Annotated in this window: 19 protein-coding genes; 7 read left to right on the top strand and 12 right to left on the bottom strand. The window is 71.1% G+C overall.

Annotated elements, in window-relative coordinates:
- The first annotated feature begins 311 nt into the window (after positions 1–311).
- Positions 312–1607, top strand: a complete 1296-nt coding sequence (locus tag FV226_RS15170; RefSeq protein ID WP_147763556.1) for an ArgE/DapE family deacylase — start codon at positions 312–314, stop codon at positions 1605–1607.
- Between the two features lie 181 nt (positions 1608–1788).
- On the opposite strand, the gene FV226_RS15165 is transcribed toward FV226_RS15170, so the two are convergent.
- The 5 genes from FV226_RS15165 to FV226_RS15145 all read right to left on the bottom strand — a co-directional run bounded on the left by FV226_RS15165 (position 1789) and on the right by FV226_RS15145 (position 7033).
- Positions 1789–3468 (bottom strand): methyl-accepting chemotaxis protein, encoded by a 1680-nt coding sequence (locus FV226_RS15165; RefSeq protein ID WP_147763555.1) that lies wholly within the window; start codon positions 3466–3468, stop codon positions 1789–1791.
- Between the two features lie 188 nt (positions 3469–3656).
- Positions 3657–4718 (bottom strand): SDR family oxidoreductase, encoded by a 1062-nt coding sequence (locus tag FV226_RS15160; RefSeq protein ID WP_147763554.1) that lies wholly within the window; start codon positions 4716–4718, stop codon positions 3657–3659.
- A 104-nt stretch (positions 4719–4822) separates the two neighbouring features.
- Positions 4823–6178: an aspartate aminotransferase family protein gene (locus tag FV226_RS15155; protein ID WP_147763553.1), complete on the bottom strand. Its 1356-nt coding sequence runs from the start codon at positions 6176–6178 to the stop codon at positions 4823–4825.
- Positions 6179–6365: 187 nt separating this feature from the next.
- Positions 6366–6788: a type II toxin-antitoxin system VapC family toxin gene (locus tag FV226_RS15150; RefSeq protein WP_147763552.1), complete on the bottom strand. Its 423-nt coding sequence runs from the start codon at positions 6786–6788 to the stop codon at positions 6366–6368.
- A complete protein-coding gene (locus tag FV226_RS15145) occupies positions 6785–7033 on the bottom strand; it encodes a plasmid stabilization protein (RefSeq protein ID WP_147763551.1) in 249 nt (82 codons plus the stop codon). Before FV226_RS15145 ends, FV226_RS15150 begins: the two co-directional genes overlap by 4 nt.
- Before the next feature lie 205 nt (positions 7034–7238).
- On the opposite strand from FV226_RS15145, the gene catC reads away from it, so the two are divergent.
- On the top strand, positions 7239–7514 hold the full coding sequence (gene catC, locus FV226_RS15140) for a muconolactone Delta-isomerase (protein ID WP_147751258.1): 276 nt from the start codon (positions 7239–7241) through the stop codon (positions 7512–7514).
- 106 nt (positions 7515–7620) lie between these two features.
- Here catC and FV226_RS15135 read toward each other — a convergent pair whose 3' ends face one another.
- Positions 7621–8847 carry an ABC transporter substrate-binding protein gene (locus tag FV226_RS15135; RefSeq protein WP_210246521.1) on the bottom strand — a complete coding sequence of 409 codons (1227 nt, stop codon included), beginning with the start codon at positions 8845–8847 and terminating at the stop codon, positions 7621–7623.
- Between the two features lie 317 nt (positions 8848–9164).
- Between FV226_RS15135 and FV226_RS15130 the strand changes: the two genes are divergently transcribed.
- Entirely contained in the window at positions 9165–9473 is a 309-nt protein-coding gene (locus FV226_RS15130; RefSeq protein WP_147763550.1) for a YciI family protein, read from the top strand.
- A gap of 14 nt (positions 9474–9487) precedes the next feature.
- Here the strand turns inward: FV226_RS15130 and FV226_RS15125 are convergent, their stop codons facing one another.
- The 4 genes from FV226_RS15125 to msrA form a co-directional block, all read right to left on the bottom strand.
- On the bottom strand, positions 9488–10357 hold the full coding sequence (locus tag FV226_RS15125; protein WP_147763549.1) for an amidohydrolase family protein: 870 nt from the start codon (positions 10355–10357) through the stop codon (positions 9488–9490).
- Positions 10358–10433: 76 nt separating this feature from the next.
- Positions 10434–11741, bottom strand: coding sequence for an MFS transporter (locus FV226_RS15120; RefSeq protein ID WP_147763548.1), 1308 nt, complete (start codon positions 11739–11741; stop codon positions 10434–10436).
- 112 nt (positions 11742–11853) lie between these two features.
- A complete protein-coding gene (locus tag FV226_RS15115; RefSeq protein ID WP_147763547.1) occupies positions 11854–12213 on the bottom strand; it encodes a helix-turn-helix domain-containing protein in 360 nt (119 codons plus the stop codon).
- Positions 12214–12351: 138 nt separating this feature from the next.
- The gene (gene msrA, locus FV226_RS15110; RefSeq protein ID WP_147763546.1) at positions 12352–13080 is read right to left on the bottom strand and encodes a peptide-methionine (S)-S-oxide reductase MsrA; all 729 of its coding nucleotides are present in this window, start codon (positions 13078–13080) and stop codon (positions 12352–12354) included.
- A 218-nt stretch (positions 13081–13298) separates the two neighbouring features.
- Between msrA and FV226_RS15105 the strand changes: the two genes are divergently transcribed.
- The gene (locus tag FV226_RS15105) at positions 13299–13529 is read left to right on the top strand and encodes a pentapeptide MXKDX repeat protein (protein ID WP_147763545.1); all 231 of its coding nucleotides are present in this window, start codon (positions 13299–13301) and stop codon (positions 13527–13529) included.
- Positions 13530–13778: 249 nt separating this feature from the next.
- Positions 13779–15689, top strand: a complete 1911-nt coding sequence (locus tag FV226_RS15100; protein ID WP_246685351.1) for a KUP/HAK/KT family potassium transporter — start codon at positions 13779–13781, stop codon at positions 15687–15689.
- Between the two features lie 51 nt (positions 15690–15740).
- Here FV226_RS15100 and FV226_RS15095 read toward each other — a convergent pair whose 3' ends face one another.
- Both FV226_RS15095 and FV226_RS15090 read right to left on the bottom strand, forming a co-directional pair.
- The gene (locus FV226_RS15095) at positions 15741–16454 is read right to left on the bottom strand and encodes a response regulator (protein WP_147751266.1); all 714 of its coding nucleotides are present in this window, start codon (positions 16452–16454) and stop codon (positions 15741–15743) included.
- A complete protein-coding gene (locus FV226_RS15090) occupies positions 16454–16897 on the bottom strand; it encodes a MarR family transcriptional regulator (protein ID WP_238272679.1) in 444 nt (147 codons plus the stop codon). The genes FV226_RS15095 and FV226_RS15090 overlap by 1 nt, the downstream gene beginning before the upstream one ends.
- A gap of 314 nt (positions 16898–17211) precedes the next feature.
- Here FV226_RS15090 and FV226_RS15085 point away from each other — a divergent pair, with 314 nt between their 5' ends.
- A complete protein-coding gene (locus tag FV226_RS15085) occupies positions 17212–18099 on the top strand; it encodes a branched-chain amino acid aminotransferase (RefSeq protein ID WP_147763543.1) in 888 nt (295 codons plus the stop codon).
- 429 nt (positions 18100–18528) lie between these two features.
- A complete protein-coding gene (locus tag FV226_RS15080; protein WP_147763542.1) occupies positions 18529–18813 on the top strand; it encodes a DUF3072 domain-containing protein in 285 nt (94 codons plus the stop codon).
- Positions 18814–19079: the final 266 nt, after the last annotated feature.

The following is a 19079-nucleotide window of genomic DNA, read 5'->3' as shown; positions in this document are numbered from 1 at the left end:
GTCACGCACCTCGAACAGCATCGAGCAGGTGTCCGGGCAGTCGTGCGGGCAGCCGCCGAAGAAGGTCTCGGTCAGGCTCTCGGCCTCGGCGACGATCAGGGAATCCGGCTTGACGATCTCGTTCATGGTTCCTCCACGGCCGGGCGTCCCGCTTTATTGTTCCAGCGAGCGGACCCGGTTCGCCCACAGGATGCACGCAAGTGCAAACAATTCCAATCTCCGTTCCCACCTGCGCCTCGGGGACCGCCTATGTCGCGGCGACCGGGCGGCGTAGGCTGGCCGCGCTCCGCCGCGAGACCGCAGGACTTCGCATGCCCCTCGATCCCGCCCTCGCCGACCGCATCGCGGCCTCCGTCGCGCACGGGTTCGCCGAGCAGGTCGCGCACACGCAGGCGCTGGTGAGGTTCGGCTCGACCCGCGGCGCCGAGCACGCGATCCAGGACTTCGTGCTCGGCGCGTTTCGCGCCCGCGGCTACGCGACCGAGCGGTTTGCCATCGACGCCGCCGCGATCGCGGGCCATCCCGGCGGGGCGAGGGTCGCGGACGGGCATTCCGAGGCGCCGATCGTGGCGGGCCTCCACCGGCCGCGGGGCGCGGGCGGACGCTCGCTGATCCTGCAGGCGCATGTCGACGTGGTGCCGCCCGGGCCCCTCGACCTGTGGACGCACCCGCCCTTCGATCCGGTGATCGACGGCGACTGGCTATACGGGCGCGGCGCCGCCGACATGAAGGCGGGGCATGCGGCCAACCTGTTCGCCCTCGACGCGCTGCGGCGGATCGGCCTGCAGCCCGCCGCCGCCGTGACGATCCTGTCGGTGGTCGAGGAGGAATCCACCGGCAACGGCGCGCTCGCGGCGCACCTGCACGGCTACCGCGCCGACGCGGTGCTGATCCCCGAGCCGATGGACGAGGCTCTGGTGCGGGCCAACACCGGCGTGCTGTGGTTCACGGTCGAGGTGCGCGGGCGGCCGGTGCATGTCCGCGCGATGGGCGCGGGCGCCAACGCCATCGACGCGACGTACCGGGTGATCGGCGCGTTGCGCGAACTCGAGGGGCGCTGGAACGCCGACCGGGCCGGCCGGCCGCACTTTTCGGACGTGGCGCACCCGATCAACCTCAACGTCGGCCGGATCGAGGGCGGCGACTGGAACTCGTCGGTGCCGGCCTGGTGCCGCGTCGGCTGCCGGATCGCGCTCTATCCCGGCACGCGCGCGGCGGACGCGGCCGCCGAGGTCGAGGCGGCGGTCGCCGCCTTCGCCCGCGCCGACCCTTTCCTCGCCGACGCCCCGCCGCGGGTCACCTTCGACGGGTTCTTCGCCGAGGGCTACGTGCTGGAGCCGGGCTCGGAGGCGGAGGGCGTGCTCGCCGCCGCCCACCGCCGCGCGACCGGAGCGGAGCTGACCGGCATCATGGCGCCCTGCTACCTCGATACGCGGGTGCACGCCCTCTACGAGCAGGTGCCGGCGCTCTGCTACGGCCCGGCCAGCGAGAACATCCACGGTTTCGACGAGCGCGTCAGCCTGCGCTCCGTCCAGCGCATCACCACGGCGATGGCGCTGTTCGTTGCCGAATGGTGTGGGACGGAACGTCTTGAGGCGGGCGGCTGAGGCTTCGTTCGAAGCAAGGCGCGGATCGCAAAAACCCGCGTTTTCACACCCTCGCCGTCATCCCGGGGCGCCAGAGGCGAGCCCGGGATCCAGAACCGCAGGTCGTTCTCCTGATTGCGCCGTCGGCGGCTCTGGATCCCGGGCTCTGCTGCGCAGCCCCGGGATGACGGGGAGGATCGGGTCAGGCGGCGCGGACGGTGGCGAGGAAGCGATCGACTTCCGCCGCGAGGTGCTCGGACTGGCGCGAGAGCTCGGAGGCCGCACCCAGTACCTGGCTCGCCGCCGCGCCGGTCTCCTCGGCCGCGCCCGCCACGCCGGCGATGTTGCCGGTCACCTCCGCCGTGCCCAAAGCCGCCTGGCCGACGTTGCGCACGATCTCCTGCGTCGCCGCGCCCTGCTGCTCCACCGCCGCCGCGATCGAGGTCGCCACGTCGCTGATCTGGCGGATGCGCCCGGTCATCCCCCCGATCGAGGCGACCGCCTGACCGGTCGAGGTCTGGATCTGCGCGATCTGGCCCGAGATCTCGCTCGTAGCCTTGGCCGTCTGCTCGGCCAGCGCCTTCACCTCCGCCGCCACCACGGCGAAGCCCTTGCCGGCGGCGCCTGCGCGCGCCGCCTCGATGGTGGCGTTGAGCGCCAGAAGGTTGGTCTGCCCGGCGATGTTCGAGATCAGCCCGACCACGTCGCCGATGCGCGAGACCGCAGCGCTCAGCGCCTGCACCAGGGCGCCGGTCTGGTCGGCCTCGTGCACCGCCGCGTGGGCGAGGGCGGCCGAGCCGCCGACCTGGCGCCCGATCTCCAGCACCGACGCGCCGAGTTCTTCGGCGGCCGCCGCCACCGTGGTGACGTTGGTGCCGGCCTCCTCGGCGGCCGCCGCCACCGTGGTGGACTGGCCCGCGGTCTCGGCGGCGGTCGCGGTCAGGGTCCGGGCGGTGGCCTGCAGTTCGGTCGCCGAGGACGAGACCATCCCGACGATGCCGCCCACCGCCGCCTCGAAGTCGTCGGCCATCTGGCGCATCCCGGCCTTGCGCTGCGCCTCCGCCGCCAGCCGCGCGTCCGCCGTCTCCGCCTCGAGCTTGCGCGTGCGGATCAGGTTCTCCTTGAACACCTGGACCGCCGACGCCATCGCGCCGAGCTCGCTGCGCTCGCCGGTATGCGGCACCAATACCGTGGTGTCGCCGGCCACCACCACGTCCATCACCCGCGCCATCCGCCGGACCGGCGCGGAGATCGTGGAGACTGACATCCAGCCGACCGCGACGGTGGTCGCCGCGACGAGGGCTAGGACGACGGCGATGGCGAGGCGGGCGCGCTCGCCCAACGCCTGCGCGACGGCGGCGCTGGTCTTGCCGGCGGCCTCGTTGAAGGCGAGGTCGGCCTTCAGGGCGGCGCGGGCGGCGTTGAGCGCCGGCAGCATCCCGTCGAGCACGTAGGCGGTGGCGCCCTTCGCGTCGCCGGCGTCGAGGCGGCGGATGAATTCTTCTCCCATGGCCGAGTAGGCCGGCACCGTCGCCTTCACCGCGTCCCACAGCGCACCCTCGCCGTCGCTGACGAGGCCGGCATAGGCGGCGATGTCGGCCTCGATGTCGGCCATGCTGACGCGCAGCCGCGGCAGGGATTGCGGCCGGCGCTCCTCGCTCGACAGCAGGTAGGCGAGCTGCCGGCTGCGCAGGGTCTCGAAGTTCGTGGCGAGCCGCCCGAGGGTGCGCGTCGACGGCAGTGCGTTGCCGCCGAGGTCGTCGGTGACCGCGCTGAGGGCGTGGATGCGCGAAAAGCAGAAGCCGCCCAACCCCGCCGTGAGGGCGAACAGCACCAGCACTGCGCCGATCAGGCGCGTTCGAATCGTGACATGGGCCAACATCGCGGAATCCTTGAAACGTCGGATCCTAGATTGCCGATCACGATTAAGATTGCCCTATAACGGCGCCACTACACTTAATTGGGTAATAATCCCTCATTCGTTCAAGTATTCTTAGTCTCGTCTTGGCGGCCACGTCGACGGGCTGGTCGCGCCCCGCCGACGTGGCGCGTGCTCTCACAGCCAGCGTCTTACGGGATCAGCCGGTCGGCCCGCAGGCGGGCGAACAGGTCGAAGAACGCGTCGTCGGTGGGCTGGTAGTCCAGGAACCCGAACCGGCGGCTCTTGCTCATGTCGGTGACCACCTCGATCGGCCGGCCGAGGTCGGCGTCGGTGTGCCAGGGCGAGGCGAGCTTCGCGAGGTCGGGCTCGGCGAGGCCGTGGCGGGCCGCGATCTCGGCCCAGACGGGGCCGTCCTCGGCCATCTGCGTCTCGAGCGGCCGCACGGTGCCGTCGAACGGCTCGTCCGCGATCCCGAACCATTCCGCGATCCGGCCCCACATCCAGCTCCATCGGAAGACGTCGCCGTCGACGACGTTGAAGTCCTCGTTGGCCGCGCGCGCGCTGGTCGAGGCCCAGAGCAGGTGGCGGGCGAGCAGCCGCGCGTCGGTCATGTCGGTCAGGCCGTTCCACTGCATCCCCGAGCCGGGGAAGCGGAACGGGCGGCCGGTCTCGCGGCAGAGCGTGGCGTAGGCGGCGAGCGTCGTGCCCATGTTCATGGCGTTGCCGACCGCCTTGCCGATGATCGTGTGCGGGCGGTGGACGCTCCAGGCGAAGCCGTCGCGGGCGGCCGCCGAGAACACCGCATCCTCCTGCGCGTAGTAGAAGTTCTCCACGTCGAGCCGGCCCTGCTCCTCGCGGAACGGGGTCTGCGGCACGGCGCCCTTCCCGTAGGCCTCGAACGGCCCGAGATAGTGCTTCAGGCCGGTGACCAGGGCCACGTGCCGGAGCGAGCCCGCCGGGCGGAGCGCGGCGAGCAGGTTTTCCACCATCGCGCCGTTGACGCGGATCATCTCGGCCTCGGTGTCGCGGCGCATCCAGGTGGCGAGCACCACATGGCTCGGCGCCAGGCCGGAGAGCGCCCGCTCGAGGGAGGCGGGGTCCTGCAGGTCGGCCGAGACCGGCGTGACGCCGTCCTGCGCCACGGGCTTGCGTGCCAGCCCCGCCACCTCCCAGCCCTCGGCGGAGAACCGTTCGGCGGCCGCGCTTCCGACGATGCCGCTGGCGCCCACGATCAGAACCGAACCCGTCATGCATGATCCTCGCTGCCGAGGGCCCGCGGCCCTCGTTTCGCGGGTTCAACCAGCGGGCGTGCGTTGCGTTGCAGCGAAGGGCGAAGACGCGCTCCGTCCCCCCTTCAAACCACCCGGTCGATCGCATCCCCCAGGATGCCGGCGATCTCGTCGATCTGGCCGTTCTCCAGGATCAGCGGCGGCGAGAGCGCGACGATGTCGCCGGTGACGCGGATCAGCAGGCCGCGCGCGAAGCAATCCACGAACACGTCGTAGGCGCGCTTGCCGGGCGCGCCGGGGCGCGGTTCCAGCTCGATGCCGGCGATCAGGCCGATGGTGCGGATGTCGATCACGCGGTTGCGCCCGCGCAGGTCGTGCATCGCCGAGGCCCAGTCGTCGGCGAGTTCGGCCGCGCGGGTGAGCAGGCCCTCGTCGCGGTAGATGTCCAGCGTCGCGAGCCCCGCCGCGCAGGCCACCGGGTGGCCGGAATAGGTGTAGCCGTGGAACAGCTCGATCCCGTCCGGGCCGTCCATCAGGGCGTCGTGGACGTGGCGGCCGGCGAAGACCGCGCCCATCGGGATGGTGCCGTTGGTCAGCCCCTTGGCGGTGCAGACGAGGTCCGGCGTCACCCCGAAGAAGTCGGCGGCGAAGGGCGCGCCGAGCCGCCCGAAGCCGGAGATCACCTCGTCGAAGATCAGCAGGATGCCGTGGGCGTCGCAAATCGCGCGCAGGCGCTCGAGGTAGCCCTTCGGCGGCACCAGCACGCCGGTGGAGCCCGCCACCGGCTCGACGATGCAGGCCGCGATGGTCTCGGCGCCGTGAAGCGCGACGAGGCGCTCGAGGTCGTCGGCGAGCTCGGCCCCGTGCTCGGGCTGGCCCTTGGTGAAGGCGTTCTTCGCCGGATCGTGGGTGTGGCGCAGGTGGTCGGCGCCGGGCAGCGTCGGGAAGGCCCGCCGGTTCGAGACGATGCCGCCGACCGAGATGCCGCCGAAGCCGACGCCGTGATAGCCGCGCTCGCGCCCGATCAGCCGGGTGCGGGTGCCCTGTCCGACGGCCCGCTGGTAGGCCAGCGCGATCTTGAGCGCGGTGTCGACCGATTCCGAGCCCGAGCCGGTGAAGAACACCCGGTCGAGCTTCTTTCCTCTCGGCCCGGGGGCGATCTCGGCCAGGCGTTCGGCGAATTCGAACGCGATCGGGTGCCCCATCTGGAAGGTCGGGGCGAAGTCCATCGTCGCGAGCTGGCGCTCGACGGCGCTCGCGATCCCGCGCCGCCCGTGCCCGGCGTTGCAGCACCACAGACCCGCCGTCCCGTCGAGCACCTGCCGGCCGTCGTCGGTGGTGTAGTGCATGCCGTCGGCCGCCACGAACATCCGCGGCGCCGCCTTGAACTGGCGGTTGGCGGTGAACGGCATCCAGAACGCCTCCAACGCGGGCGCGTTCTTCCGCGCAGGCGCATCCGTCGGTGCGTTCAGGTCGGACATGGATGGCTCCTCGGTGGGGGGCGGGATGCGCGGGGGCTCGGATCCCTGGGCTCGCCGGCAGGGGACCCGGTTTTGCGCGCCGCAACAAGTGCTTTTGATGCAGGCGCCCCACGCCCGACATGCGACGCGCGGCGGCTGCGCGGCCGAGGCGATGACCAGCGCGTCAGTGAGAAACGCGACGCTTCCGTCAGGCGACCGTCCAGGGATCGATGACGGTGATCCCGCAGCCGGTGAAGTCCCGAACGTTGCGCGTCGCGAGCCGCGAGCCGCGCGACCGAGCGATCGCCGCGATCTGGCCATCGATCGGACCGATCGGCTGGCCGGCCTTGCGCCGCCCGATGGCGATCTCGGGATAGGCCGCAGCGGCATCGCCGTCGAAGGGCAAGACCCGTCCCGCCATCTCGACCTCGAAGATCGTTCGTGCCGCCGCCATCAACCCATCGCGCCGCCGACCCTCCGGGAGGAGGACGAGGCCGTAGAAGATTTCAGCCTGCGTCAGGGGCGTGGTGAACAAGCCCGCGATCGGTCGCAGCGCGAACCAGGCCAGGACCTTCGGCTCGGGGCTGGGCCGCATCAACTCGGAGAGGACGTTGGTGTCGAGGACGATCACGCCTCGAAGTCCGGCGGCTCCCGGCCGGGTTCGCGTGGCACGTCCGGCAGGTCGACGCCGCCGAGCGCCGCGAAGCGCTCATGAATCGCCCGGCCGAGATCGCGGGGGCGGGGAACTTCGCTGGAAAGGGCAGAGCGCAGGATGTCGCGCGCCTCGTCTTCCATCGATCGGCCGTGCATCGCGGCGCGGACGCGGAGGCGTGCCTTGAGCGCGTCGTCGATGTTGCGGATCGTCATCACGGCCATGGGCACGCCCGTCGGTCAATGACTGCAAATGATCCGTCGATGGATGCTTCGGCAACGCGCTTTGCGCGCGGGGCTTCGGCGGGTGCCTCTTCCTTGCTCGGATCGCGGGTTAGCACACCCCGGGGAGCCGATCCGCGCGCAACCGTGATGCGGCGGCGCTATGATGGCGCGGCCGGGCTGGCGACGAGGGAGCGGGGAGGAAGCGATGCTGTATCACGTCAGGATGGAGGTGCATCCGCCCACGCACCTGCCGCCGGCCGAGTTCGACCGGTTGAAGGCCGAGGAGAAGGCGCAGGCGCAGGCGCTTCAGGAATCGGGCCGGTGGGTGCATCTCTGGCGCATCGCCGGGCAGTACGCCAACATCAGCGTGTTCGACGTGGCCGACCACGACGAGCTCCACGCCATCCTCTCCAGCCTGCCACTCTTCCCGTTCATGAGCGTGGCGGTGACGCCGCTGGCCCGGCATCCGTCGGCGATCTGAGCCGGCCTTGGTCCGACGCGCGACGGCACCCTTCCCCGCCTCCCGGGTCGCGGAAGGCAGGCGCGGGACGACGGGGAGGTGAGGGACGCGCGGGCTACCCGTCCGCCTACGGGTTCGTCACCAGCTTGCAGGTGCTCTGCGCCAGCGGCTGGAAGGCCTCGTCGCCGGGGATGGTCTTGAGGATCGTGTAGAAATCCCACGGGCCCTTCGACTCGGCCGGCGTCTTCACCCGCGCCAGATACATGTCGTGCACCATGCGGCCGTCGGGGCGCAGTTTGGCGTTGCGGGCGAAGGCGTCCTCGATCGGCAGCTCGCGCATCTTGGCCATCACCGCGAGGCCGTCGTCGGTGCCCGCCGCCTCGGCCGCCTTGAGGTAGTGCAGCACCGCCGAGTAGTCGCCGGCCTGGACCATGGTCGGCATCCGGCCGCCCATGCGCGCGCCGAAGCGCTGGGCCAGCGCGCGGGTGCGGTCGTCGAGGTCCCAGTAGAAGCCCGTCGTCAGGATCATGCCCTGCGCCGCCTTCAGGCCGACCGAGTTGACGTCGGTGAGGAAGATGTTGAGCCCGCCGAGCGACTGGCCGCCCTCCGCGATGCCGAACTCGGCGGCCTGCTTGATGGTGTTGATCGTGTCGGCGCCGGCGTTGGCCATGCCGATGATCCGGGCGCCCGAGGCCTGCGCCTGGATCAGGTAGGACGAGAAGTCGGCGTTCGGGAACGGGTGCTTGACCGAGCCGAACACGGTGCCGCCCTTCGCCTTCACGACGCGGGTGACCTGGGCCTCGAGGTCGTGCCCGAACGTGTAGTCGGCGGTGATGAAGAACCAGGTGTTCTTCGGGTCGTCCGCGAGCGCCGCGGCGGTGCCGGCTGCCAGCGCGTGCGTATCCCAGGACCAGTGCGCCCCGGTGGGCGAGCAGGCGGCGTTGGTGAGCGCCATCGAGCCGGCGCCGGAATTGACGTCGACCTTGCCCTTGGCGCGGGCCACCTCGCGCACCGCGAGCCCCGCCACCGACGAGTTCGTGTCGAAGATCGCGTCCACCCCTTCCGTGTCGAACCAGCGGCGGGCGATGGTGGAGGCGATGTCGGCCTTGTTCTGGTGGTCGGCGACGATCAGCTCGACCTTGCGGCCGCCGACGGTCTTGCCGAAATCCTCGATCGCCAGCTGCGCCGCCGTCACCGAGCCCTTGCCGGCGAGGTCCGAGTAGCCGCCGGACATGTCGGTCAGCACGCCGATCTTGATGCCGCCGTCGGCGTATTGCGCGCGGGCCGGGGTGGCCGCGAGGCCATCTGCGAGCAGCGCGGCGGCGAGCGCGGAGGCCGGGATGATGCGTGTCACGGAGGGTCCTCCCGAGGGCTGGCGGCGCGAGGCCGCTCCGCGTGCCCATGCGCGCACGCGGTGGTGCGGCCTCCCCCGGTTGGCGGGTCGTCCCGCGTCCGGAGGCAGGCCGGTGCCGTGCGCGCAATCCGCCAGGAGAACGGCGGCGCGCGGCGGGTCGGCGTTCTTCTTATAGTTGCGTCCCGCTCGCCGATCGCGCCCGGCCGGGTCGAACCAGTGAGAACGCTTGCCCGGTGTCAGGGCCCGCCGGCGCCGCGCGCCCTGCGCCGCGTTACACCTGGCGCATCGGAAACATCAGCCGCGCGCCCGGAGCCGCCATGCCGTTCATCATCGAGACCTTCGACAAGCCCGGCCACCAGCACCTGCGCCGCGAGGCCCGCGCCGAGCACCTCGCCTTCCTGGAAGCCCAGGCCGCGTTGCTGCTCGCCTGCGGCGCCAAGCTCGCCGACGACGGGTCGGATGCGGGCGGCGGCCTCTACGTCGTCGACGTGGAAACCCGGGCGGAAGCGGAAGCCTTCATCGCCGAGGACCCGTTCGCAAAGGCCGGCCTGTTCGAGCGGGTGGCGATCCAGCGCTGGCGCAAGGCCTACCTCGACGGCCGCAGCTACCTGAAGCCTCAAACCTAGCTGAAGCCCCAAGCCTAACCGAAACCGTAGAGCGCGCGCGGGTTCTCGACGAAGAGCTTCTGGCGCCGCCCTTCGTCCGGCACCCAGTCGGCCATCAGGTCGAGGAGCGTCGAGAGCTTCGGCGGCCCGTCCCAGGCGGCGACGTGCGGCCAGTCCGAGCCCCACAGGCAGCGCTCCGGCGCGGCGTCGTTGAGCGCGCGGGCGAAGGGGATGGTGTCGGCGTAGGGCGCGCCCGCGACCGAGGTGCGGAACGCGCCCGACAGCTTCACGAAGGCGCCGTCGCGCACCAGCGCCACGAGGGTGGAGAAGCCTTCGTCCGAGAGGCCCGCCGAGGTCGGCATGTGGCCCATGTGATCGACGACGAACGGCACCGGCAGCCGCGAGAGCCGTGCGGCGAGCGGCGGCAGGCTGCGCGCGTCGATCAGGAACTGCAGGTGCCAGCCCATCTCGCGGGCGAGCGCGCCGTAGGCCTCGACTTGATCGAAATCGATGCCGCCGCCGTAGAGCACGTTGAGGCGCAAGCCCACCACGCCCGCCGCCTTCATCGCCGCGAGTTCGCGCTCGGGCAGTCCGAGGGGGATCACGGCGACGCCGCGCAGGCGCGCGGGGTCGGTCGCCAGGGTTTCGAGCAGCAGCCGGTTGTCGGTGCCGTGGACGCTGACCTGGACCAGCACGCCGTGCGCCATGCCGGTGGCGTCGAGCATCGCGCGGTAGGCCGCCGCGGGCGCGGCCGGCGGGGTGTAGCTGCGGTTCTCCACGAACGGATAGGCCGGCGGCCGGCCGATGACGTGGGCGTGGGTGTCGACCGCGCCCGCCGGCACGGCGTAGCGCGTCGGCCCGGATGGGGTCGGATCGGGGGCGGGGCAATCGCGGATCGGGGTCATGGCGTCCTCTCGTCCGGGCTCGACGCGTCTTCCCGCCCCAGCAGAGGGGGCGGGGATGCAAGGGCTTCTTCGCCCCTTAACCGTCCACGTGCAGCACCTTGCCCCGCGTCTCCGGCAGGGCGAAGGCGGCCAGGAAGAACACGCCGTAGGCGCCGGCGGCGAAGACCGCGATCGCCGAGGCGAGGCCGATCGACTTGGAGAGCTCGCCCACGAGGTACGGGAACAGCGCGCCGAGGCCCCGGCCGAAATTGTAGCAGAAGCCCTGGCCCGATCCGCGAAGCCGCGTCGGGTAGAGCTCGGTGAGGAAGGCGCCCATCCCCGAGAAGTAGCCGGAGGCGAAGAAGCCCAGCGGAAAGCCCAGAACCCACAAAACCGCGTTCGAGAGCGGCAGCTGGGTGTAGGCGACGATGACGAGGATCGCGCCGACGGAGAAGATCAGGAACAGCGGGCGCCGCCCGAGCCGGTCGGCGAGCCAGGCGCCGACGAGATAGCCGGCGAACGAGCCGACGATCAGCGCCGAGAGGTAGCCGGTGGAGGAGACGATCGACAGGCCGCGCTCGGTGGTGAGGTAGCGCGGCAGCCAGGTGGTGATGGCGTAGTAGCCGCCCTGGCAGCCGGCCGCGGCGAGCGAGGCGAGGATCGTCGTGCGCAGGAGCGGGCCGGCGAAGATCTCCCAGAGCTTGGGCTGCTCCCCGGCCGCGCGCGCCTTGGCGCGGGTCTCGGCGGCGACCTTCGGCTCCTCGACGTAGCGGCGGAGGTAGAACACCAGCAGCGCCGGGAACGCGCCGATCACGAACATCCAGCGCCATGCGCTCTCGGGCGGCAGATAGGAGAACAGCACCGCCTGCGACAGCACCGCCAGGCCCCAGCCGATCGCCCAGCCGGACTGGACCGAGCCGACCGCCCGGCCGCGATACTGCGCCCGGATGGTCTCGCCCATCAGCACCGCGCCGGCCGCCCACTCGCCGCCGAAGCCGAGGCCCAGCAGCGCGCGGGCGACGAGCAGTTGCTCGAAGTTCTGCACGAAGGCGCAGACCAGCGAGAAGAACGAGAACCACAGGATGGTGATCTGCAGCGTCAGCACACGGCCGATGCGGTCGGCGACGAACCCGGCGATCCACCCACCCAAAGCCGAGGCCAGCAGCGTGACGGTGGCGGCGAGCCCCGCCGTGCCGGGGTCGACCTTCCACAGGCTGATGATCGTGCCGATCACCAGCGGGTAGATCATGAAGTCCATGCCGTCGAGCGCCCAGCCGGCGGCGCAGGCCCAGAAGGTGCGCCGCTCGGTGAGGTTCATGCTCCGGTAGAACGCCCCGAGGCTCGCATCCTCGATCGGCACCACGTCGAGGGGTTTGGAGGTTCCCGGTCCCGAAGCCGCCGCCATGATTTCGTCCCCGCGCCCCTGATGCGCGATCCTGGCGTGGATCGGGACGCGCGGACAAGGGCGGGGACGGCGCCGGGCGGGGACAAGGGCGGTGTTTGTCGCCCGCGGCTGTTCAGGCGGCGGCGCCGACGCCGAACTCGACATGGATGCGATCGTGGGGGAACGTCACGCCGGCCTCCGACTGGTCGACGATTCCGGCGTCCGAGAGCGTCACGACGTCCCGATGCACGGCCTGGACGTCGCGGCCGACGCGGCGGGCGACTTCGCGGATGGCGAGTGGCCCCTGGCCCGCCATCGCCTTGACGATCGCTAGGCGGGCAGGCGCCAGGACGCGGTGCATCTCGTCGTAGCTGGCAAAGTAGATCGCCGGCTCGGCTACCGAGGTGCGCCCCGCCACGGCTCCGGCGGTCGCCTCTAGAAACCGGGTCCTCGCATCCGCCATGGAGCCGATGCCGACCGTCAGGGTGCTCATGTCGATATCCTCCGCGAGCCGACCGTAGCTGCACGGACGAGCCATGAGGAGGCGGCTCCGTCACCATCGACGGAGGCCGCGCTTGGGTCTTCATCTTACCCATGCACCTCAGGATGAGGGGAGACGGGAGGACGGGGCTCAAGCCGGCGGGCGGCCGCCGACCAGCGTCGGCTCCGGCGTGGTGCGCTCGGGGAACAGCGCCTGCAGGTCGCGCAGCTTCGGGGCGTCGTTGGCGGCGATGTAGGGGTGGTTCGGGTGGCTCGCCATGAAGTCCTGGTGGTAGCCCTCCGCCGGGTAAAAGGTCGCGCCGGGCTCGATCCGGGTGGCGATCGGCCTTGCGTAGGCGTGGGCGGCGTCGAGCTGGGCGATATAGGCCTTGGCCACCGCCGCCTGCTCCGCGTCGGCGGGGAAGATCGCCGAGCGGTATTGCGGGCCGGAATCGGGACCCTGGCGGTTCACCTGCGTCGGGTCGAGGGCCACCGAGAAGAAGATCCGTAGCAGTTCGTCGTAGCGGATCACCGCCGGATCGTAGGTGACGCGCACCGCCTCCGCATGGCCGGTGCCGCCTGTGCTGACCGCGCTGTAGCGGGCGTCCGCCGCGTCGCCGCCGGCATAGCCCGACACCGCTTGGCGCACGCCGCGCACGTGCTGGAACACCCCCTGCACGCCCCAGAAGCAGCCGCCGGCGAGCGTCGCGGTGCGCAGGCCGGCTTCCCTGGCGGTCACGGCCGCTTCGGGCAGGCGGCGGCCGGGCTCCTCCGCGTGGGCGAGGCCGCGCAGCGAGAACGCGCCGGCCATCAGGGCGAGGCCCGCGATCGTAGCGAGTGCGACGCCGCTCCGGCCGGACCGTTCGGGTTTCAGGGACATGGCGGTCTCCGTCGGGATCGGGTGATGCGGGGCGGTGATCGCGCGCCCATCCGGTCTTTTCGCCGGCGACGGGCGCGCGGTTACGCGGTTCCGCCGAGGGCGAACAACGGCGAAAATCGCCGGCCTCATGGCGGCCGCGCGCCGCGTAACCGGTGGCGAAACCCGGTCGAAGGGGCTGCATCGGGACGACGGTGTCCCGTCCTCAAGGATGTCCGATCATGCGCCACCGCCTCGCCGCCACCGCCTCCCTGCTGCTCGCCGCCTTCGCTCTGTCGGCACCGGTCCACGCCGCCGAATCGATGTCGAAGGACGCGATGATGAAGAAGGACTCCATGGCCAAGGATTCGATGCATAAGGATTCGATGGCCAAGGAGTCCGGGCACAAGGACTCCATGCATAAGGACGCGAAGAGCAAGGACGCGATGAAGGCCGACCCGATGAAGAAGTAGGGTCCTGCGCCCGCGGCCGGCGCCGGCCGGCCGCGGATCGAGCGGCAGCGCGGGCGCCGTCCGCCTCCGATCGGAACAAATCGCCGTGGGTCCTCCGGATTCGCCGGGTCCGGCCCCTTGAACGGGCATGCGGATGCGGGCAGCGTCTGCGCGATCTTCGATCCGAGGGCACCCCGCGTGAGCCAAGCCGTCCCCCTCGCGGAGAAAGACGGCCTTCCGGTCGCCCCCGTCGCGCGAAAGCCCGGGGCCGTGCGGCACGCGGCCGGCCCGGCGCTGACGTTGGGGGCCCTCGGCGTCGTCTACGGCGACATCGGCACCAGCCCGCTTTACGCCTTCAAGGAGGCGGTGAAGGCCGGCATCTCCGGCGGGGCGCCCGTCGCGGCGGCGGCCACCGGCGCGGTCTCGCTGATCCTGTGGTCGCTGATCCTGATCGTCTCGCTGAAATACGCGGTGCTGATCCTGCGCGCCGACAACCGCGGCGAGGGCGGCATCGTCGCGATGTTGGCGCTGCTCGGCGCCCGCCACGCCAAGGCCGGCACCTGGCAGGCGCTGCTGCTCGTCGTCGGGCTGATCGGCGCGGCCTTGCTCTACGGCGACGGCGCGATCACCCCGGCGATCTCGGTGCTGTCGGCGATCGAGGGGCTGAAGGTCGACGCGCCGGTGCTGACGCCCTTCGTCTTGCCGCTGACGATCCTGATCCTGATCGGCCTGTTCCTGGTGCAGCGGAAGGGCGTGACGGTGATCGGCCGGGTGTTCGGCCCGGTGATGCTGGTGTGGTTCACGGTGCTGGTGCTGCTGGCGGTCCCCGCGATCTGGCAGGCGCCGCAGATCCTGGCGGCGGCCAACCCCTGGCGGGCGGTGGACTTCCTGTTCCATGCCGGCTGGCACGTGTCGTTCCTGATGCTCGGCGCGGCCTTCCTCGCGGTCACCGGCGGGGAGGCGATGTATGCCGACCTCGGGCATTTCGGCGCCCCGGCGATCCGCACCGCCTGGTTCGGCCTCGTGCTCCCGGCGCTGCTGATCCACTATTGCGGGCAGGGCGCGCTGCTCATCGCCGAGCCGGACGCCATCGAGAACCCGTTCTACCGGCTCGCGCCGGACTGGGCGCACTATCCCCTCGTGGCGCTGGCCACCATGGCCACGGTCATCGCCTCGCAGGCGGTGATCTCCGGCGTGTATTCGCTGACGCAGCAGGCGATCCAGCTCGGCTTCATGCCGACGATGCGGGTGGTCCACACCGACCGGGACGAGCGGGGGCAGATCTACGTGCCGGCGGTGAACTGGCTGCTCGCCCTCGCCACCCTCGTGGCCGTCGTCGTGTTCGGCTCCTCCGATGCGCTGGCCGGCGCCTACGGCATCGCCGTCTCGGCGCTGATGGGCATCACCACGCTGCTCGCCGCGCTGATCGCCCTGCGCTGGGGCTACAGCCTGGCCGCGGTGCTCGCGGTCAACGGCTTCTTCCTGGCCATCGACCTCGTGTTCCTGGCGGCCAACAGCACGAAGCTGCTCGAGGGCGGCTGGTTCCCGCTGGTTCTCGCCTTCACGGTGGCCTTCCTGATGCTGACCTGGATGAAGGGCAACCGGGTGCTGGAGGCGGTGCGCGAGCCCCTGCGCCAGAAGGAGTCCGCGTTCCTCGCCCGCCTCGCCTCGCATCCTCCGGTGACGCTGCCCGGCACCGCCGCCTTCCTGTCGGCGGCGAGCGAGGGCATCCCGATGGCGCTCGGGCGCCTGGTCGAGCGCAGCCGCTGCCTGCACGAGCGCATCCTGCTGATCACCGTGATCTACGAGGAGGAGCCGATCGTGCCGGCCACGCAGCGTGCGCAGGTGACGCTCGTGGCCTCGGGCATCCGCAAGGCGATCTCGCAATACACCCCCGGCATGGAGCGCGTGGTGCTGCATTACGGCTTCATGCAGACGGCCTCGATCCCGGAAGGGCTGCAATGCGCGGTGGCCAGCGGCCTGCTGCCGGCGGAGTTCATCGAGGACATCACCTACTTCGTCGGCCACGAGGCGATCATCCCCTCGCCCACCAACCCCGGCATGTACAGCTGGCGCGAGGGCCTCTACGCCTTCATGAAGCGCAACGCCGAGCGAACCGGCGCGCATTTCGGGCTGCCGACGCGACAGGTGGTCGAGGTGGGGACCGAGATCGAGATCTAGACGGCTCGTCGTCCGTCCCTCCCCCGCGGAGGGGGAGGGCGCGCATCCGTCTCAATCCACCGCGAGCCGATAGCCCACGCCGCGCACGGTCTGCAGGAAGGTCGGGTTGGCCGGGTCGACCTCGGTCTTGCGGCGCAGGCGGTTGATCTGCACGTCGATGGTGCGCTCGGCGGCCAGCCCCCCGGCGCCGGCCAGCGCCTCGCGCTCGACGTTGGCGCCGTGCGCGCCGGCCAGGATCGTCAGGATCTCGCGCTCGCGCTCGGTGATGCGGATCATCTCGTCCTCGCGCCTCAGCTCGCCGCGCTCGATCCGGTAGGAGAACGGCCCGAACGTCACCACGTCGCCGGTGCCGGTGTCGCGGCGGGGGCCGGACGCCCGGTTGATGATGTTGGTGAGCCGGAGCGTCAGCTCCCGCGGCTCGAACGGTTTCGGCAGGTAGTCGTCGGCGCCGATCTCCAGCCCCATCACCCGGTCGTTCGGGTTGGAGCGGGCGGTGAGCATCAGGATCGGAACGCGCGAGGTCTCGCGCACGCTGCGGGCGTAGGCGAAGCCGTCCTCGCCCGGCATCATCACGTCGAGCACCATCGCGTCGAAGACCAGGCTCTGGGCCTTGGCCCGCGCCTCCGCGGCGCTGGCGGCGGCGGTGACCCGGAACCCCTGCTCGGCGAGGTAGCGGGCGAGCAGCTCGCGCAGGCGCCGGTCGTCGTCGACCACGAGGACGTGCGGCGCGCCGTCGGAGAGCTCGGTGCGGGCGTGGGCGGCCATCAGGCGGCCCCGCCGCCGCGACGCGCCATCAGGCGGCGGACGACCGCGCGCTCGTCGGGTTCGATCATCGCCATCAGGAAGCTCTCGGGGGCGGCGGCGTCCTCGGGCGAGGCCAGCGCCCGCGCCAGGCGCCGCGCCTGCACGCGGGTGAGGTCGGCGGCCAGGCGCTGGCCGCTCTCGGTGCAGGTGAGCAGACGCTGGCGCCGGTCGCTCGTGCCCGGGCGCTGGGCGACGTAGCCCTGGCCGATCAGGTCCTTCAGCACCCGGTTCAGGCTCTGCTTGGTGATGCGCAGGATGTCGAGCAGCTCGGCGATGGTCAGGCCGGGATAGCGGTCGACGAAGTGCAGCACCCGGTGGTGCGCCCGGCCGAAGCCGTACTCGGCCAGGATCCGGTCCGGGTCTCCGACGAAGTCGCGATAGGCGAAGAACAGCAGCTCGATCAGGTCGTCGCTGCTGCAGGCGGCCGGCGCAGCGGCGGCGTCGTGCTCGCGGGCGGCCGGCGCGCCGGATTCGTCGCGTTCGCGGAGGGCGGGGGATGTCACGTGCGGCCCGTGTCCCGTTGCGGCGCGAAGGGCAGGAAGGACGGTCGGCGTCGGAGGGGGCGACGCCGAAGCGATATACGTCAGTGTCGTTGACATATTCCAGGCCGGTTGATACCCGTCAACCCCGCTCGAGCCGCCGTGGTGCGGCCCGCCGACATCGTCCCCGCCGAAGTGCCCGTGCCTACGGGCCGCGACGATTTCCAGGAAGACCCCCCATGTCCGTGATCCCGTTCGACGAGCGCGAGGGCACCATCTGGTTCGACGGCGCCATGGTGCCGTGGCGGGACGCCAAGATCCACGTGCTGAGCCACGGCCTGCATTACGGCTCGTCGGTGTTCGAGGGCGAGCGCGCCTACGGCGGCGTGATCTTCAAGAGCCTCGCCCACGCCGAGCGCCTGCGCCGCTCCGCCGAGCTGCTCGACTTCGCCGTGCCCTATTCCGCCGCCGAGATCGTCGCGGCCAAGGAGGCTGTGCTGAAGGTCAGCGGCCTCCAGGACGCCTACCTCCGCCCGGTCGCGTGGCGCGGCTCGGAGATGATGGGCGTCTCGGCGCAGGGCAACACCATCCACTTGGCGATCGCCGCTTGGGAATGGCCGAGCTACTTCGACGCCGCCACCAAGATGAAGGGCATCCGCCTCGACATCGCTGACTACCGCCGGCCCGATCCCCGCACCGCCCCCTGCGCCTCGAAGGCGGCGGGCCTGTACATGATCTGCACGATCTCCAAGCACCGGGCCGAGAACAAGGGCTACGCCGACGCGCTGATGCTCGACTTCGAGGACAATGTCGCCGAGTGCACCGGCGCCAACGTGTTCTTCATCCGCGACGGGGCGATCCACACCCCCACCGCCGACCGCTTCCTCAACGGCATCACCCGTCAGACGGTGATGGATCTGGCCCGCCGCCGCGGCATCGCGGTGACCGAGCGCCGCATCCGTCCCGAGGAGATGGCCGATTTTTCGGAGTGCTTCATCACCGGCTCGGCCGCGGAGGTCACGCCGGTGTCCGAGATCGGTCCCTACCGCTTCGTGCCCGGCGCCATCACCCAGACGCTGATGGACGATTACCTCGCCGAGGTGCAGCCTCAAGCTCGAGCAGCTTGAGCGGGGAAGAAGCTCGAGCGGCCCGAGGGGAAGAAACGCGCGAGCGGCTTGAGTGGGAAGGCACGGCGGTCCGATGGGGCCGCCGTTTTCGTCTCGTCCCACCCGCGCTTCATCCCTCGTGCCGGTGAGGCGCGGGTCCCCTCTCCCATTCGGGAGAGGGGACCCGCGCCAGCGCCTCACCGATCCGTCCGGGGCCATTTGTGGAAGACGTGTGAACACGACAGCTCGCACGGCGTTCGGGTTGCTTCGTGAGGCGACCGCGATGATGCGCGGCATGGGTCCCGGCCGATCAAATGCGCCCGCTCGACACGCCTTCGCGCGGAAAGCTGCGGGCCGGACATCCTATCCCCAGGCGGTTCCCGCCAGCGAGGAACCGTGGCGGTCCGGGCTGCGTTCTAACGGAACATTCCAAGAACGCATGAGTGCCCGATGACCAAGGCCGCCGCCAAGTCCAATGCGAAGTCCAGCCCCAAGGCTGACACCCGGTCCGCCTCGAACGAGAACCCCAAGACCGACCCGAAAGACGTGTCGAACCAGATCAAGGATCCCGATCAGTGGACCACCGGCGGCGAGCCGATGACCGGCGCGCAGGCCTCCTACCTCAAGACCCTGTCCGAGGAGACCAAGGAGCCCGAGGCGTTCGATCCCGACCTCGACAAGGCCGAGGCCTCCAAGCGCATCGACGCCCTGCGCAAGGAAGCCGGCCACGGCTGAGCGGGCAGGGACGCCTGACGACGCGGTGCGGCGCTTGGCGGATATCCAAGAGCATCCCCTCACCCCAACCCTCTCCCGCACGGGAGAGGGAGCCTCGTGGTGCTTCGCGCGACGCGTCCGGTGATGGGGGGAGCCGACCTGGAGGAACATGACGGGCTGGTGAGAGAGCGGAACCCGCAGGGCGTTCGGGGACGCTCCGCGCTCGGCGGAAATCGCCGTTTATTCCTAAAATCTTATCTCGCTCAGGCCGGTTGCCGGCGATGGGT

It is taken from the genome of Methylobacterium sp. WL12, assembly GCF_008039475.1.
In the GTDB taxonomy this organism is placed as follows: domain Bacteria; phylum Pseudomonadota; class Alphaproteobacteria; order Rhizobiales; family Beijerinckiaceae; genus Methylobacterium; species Methylobacterium cerastii.
This window is presented reverse-complemented; position numbering and strand designations above follow the sequence as displayed.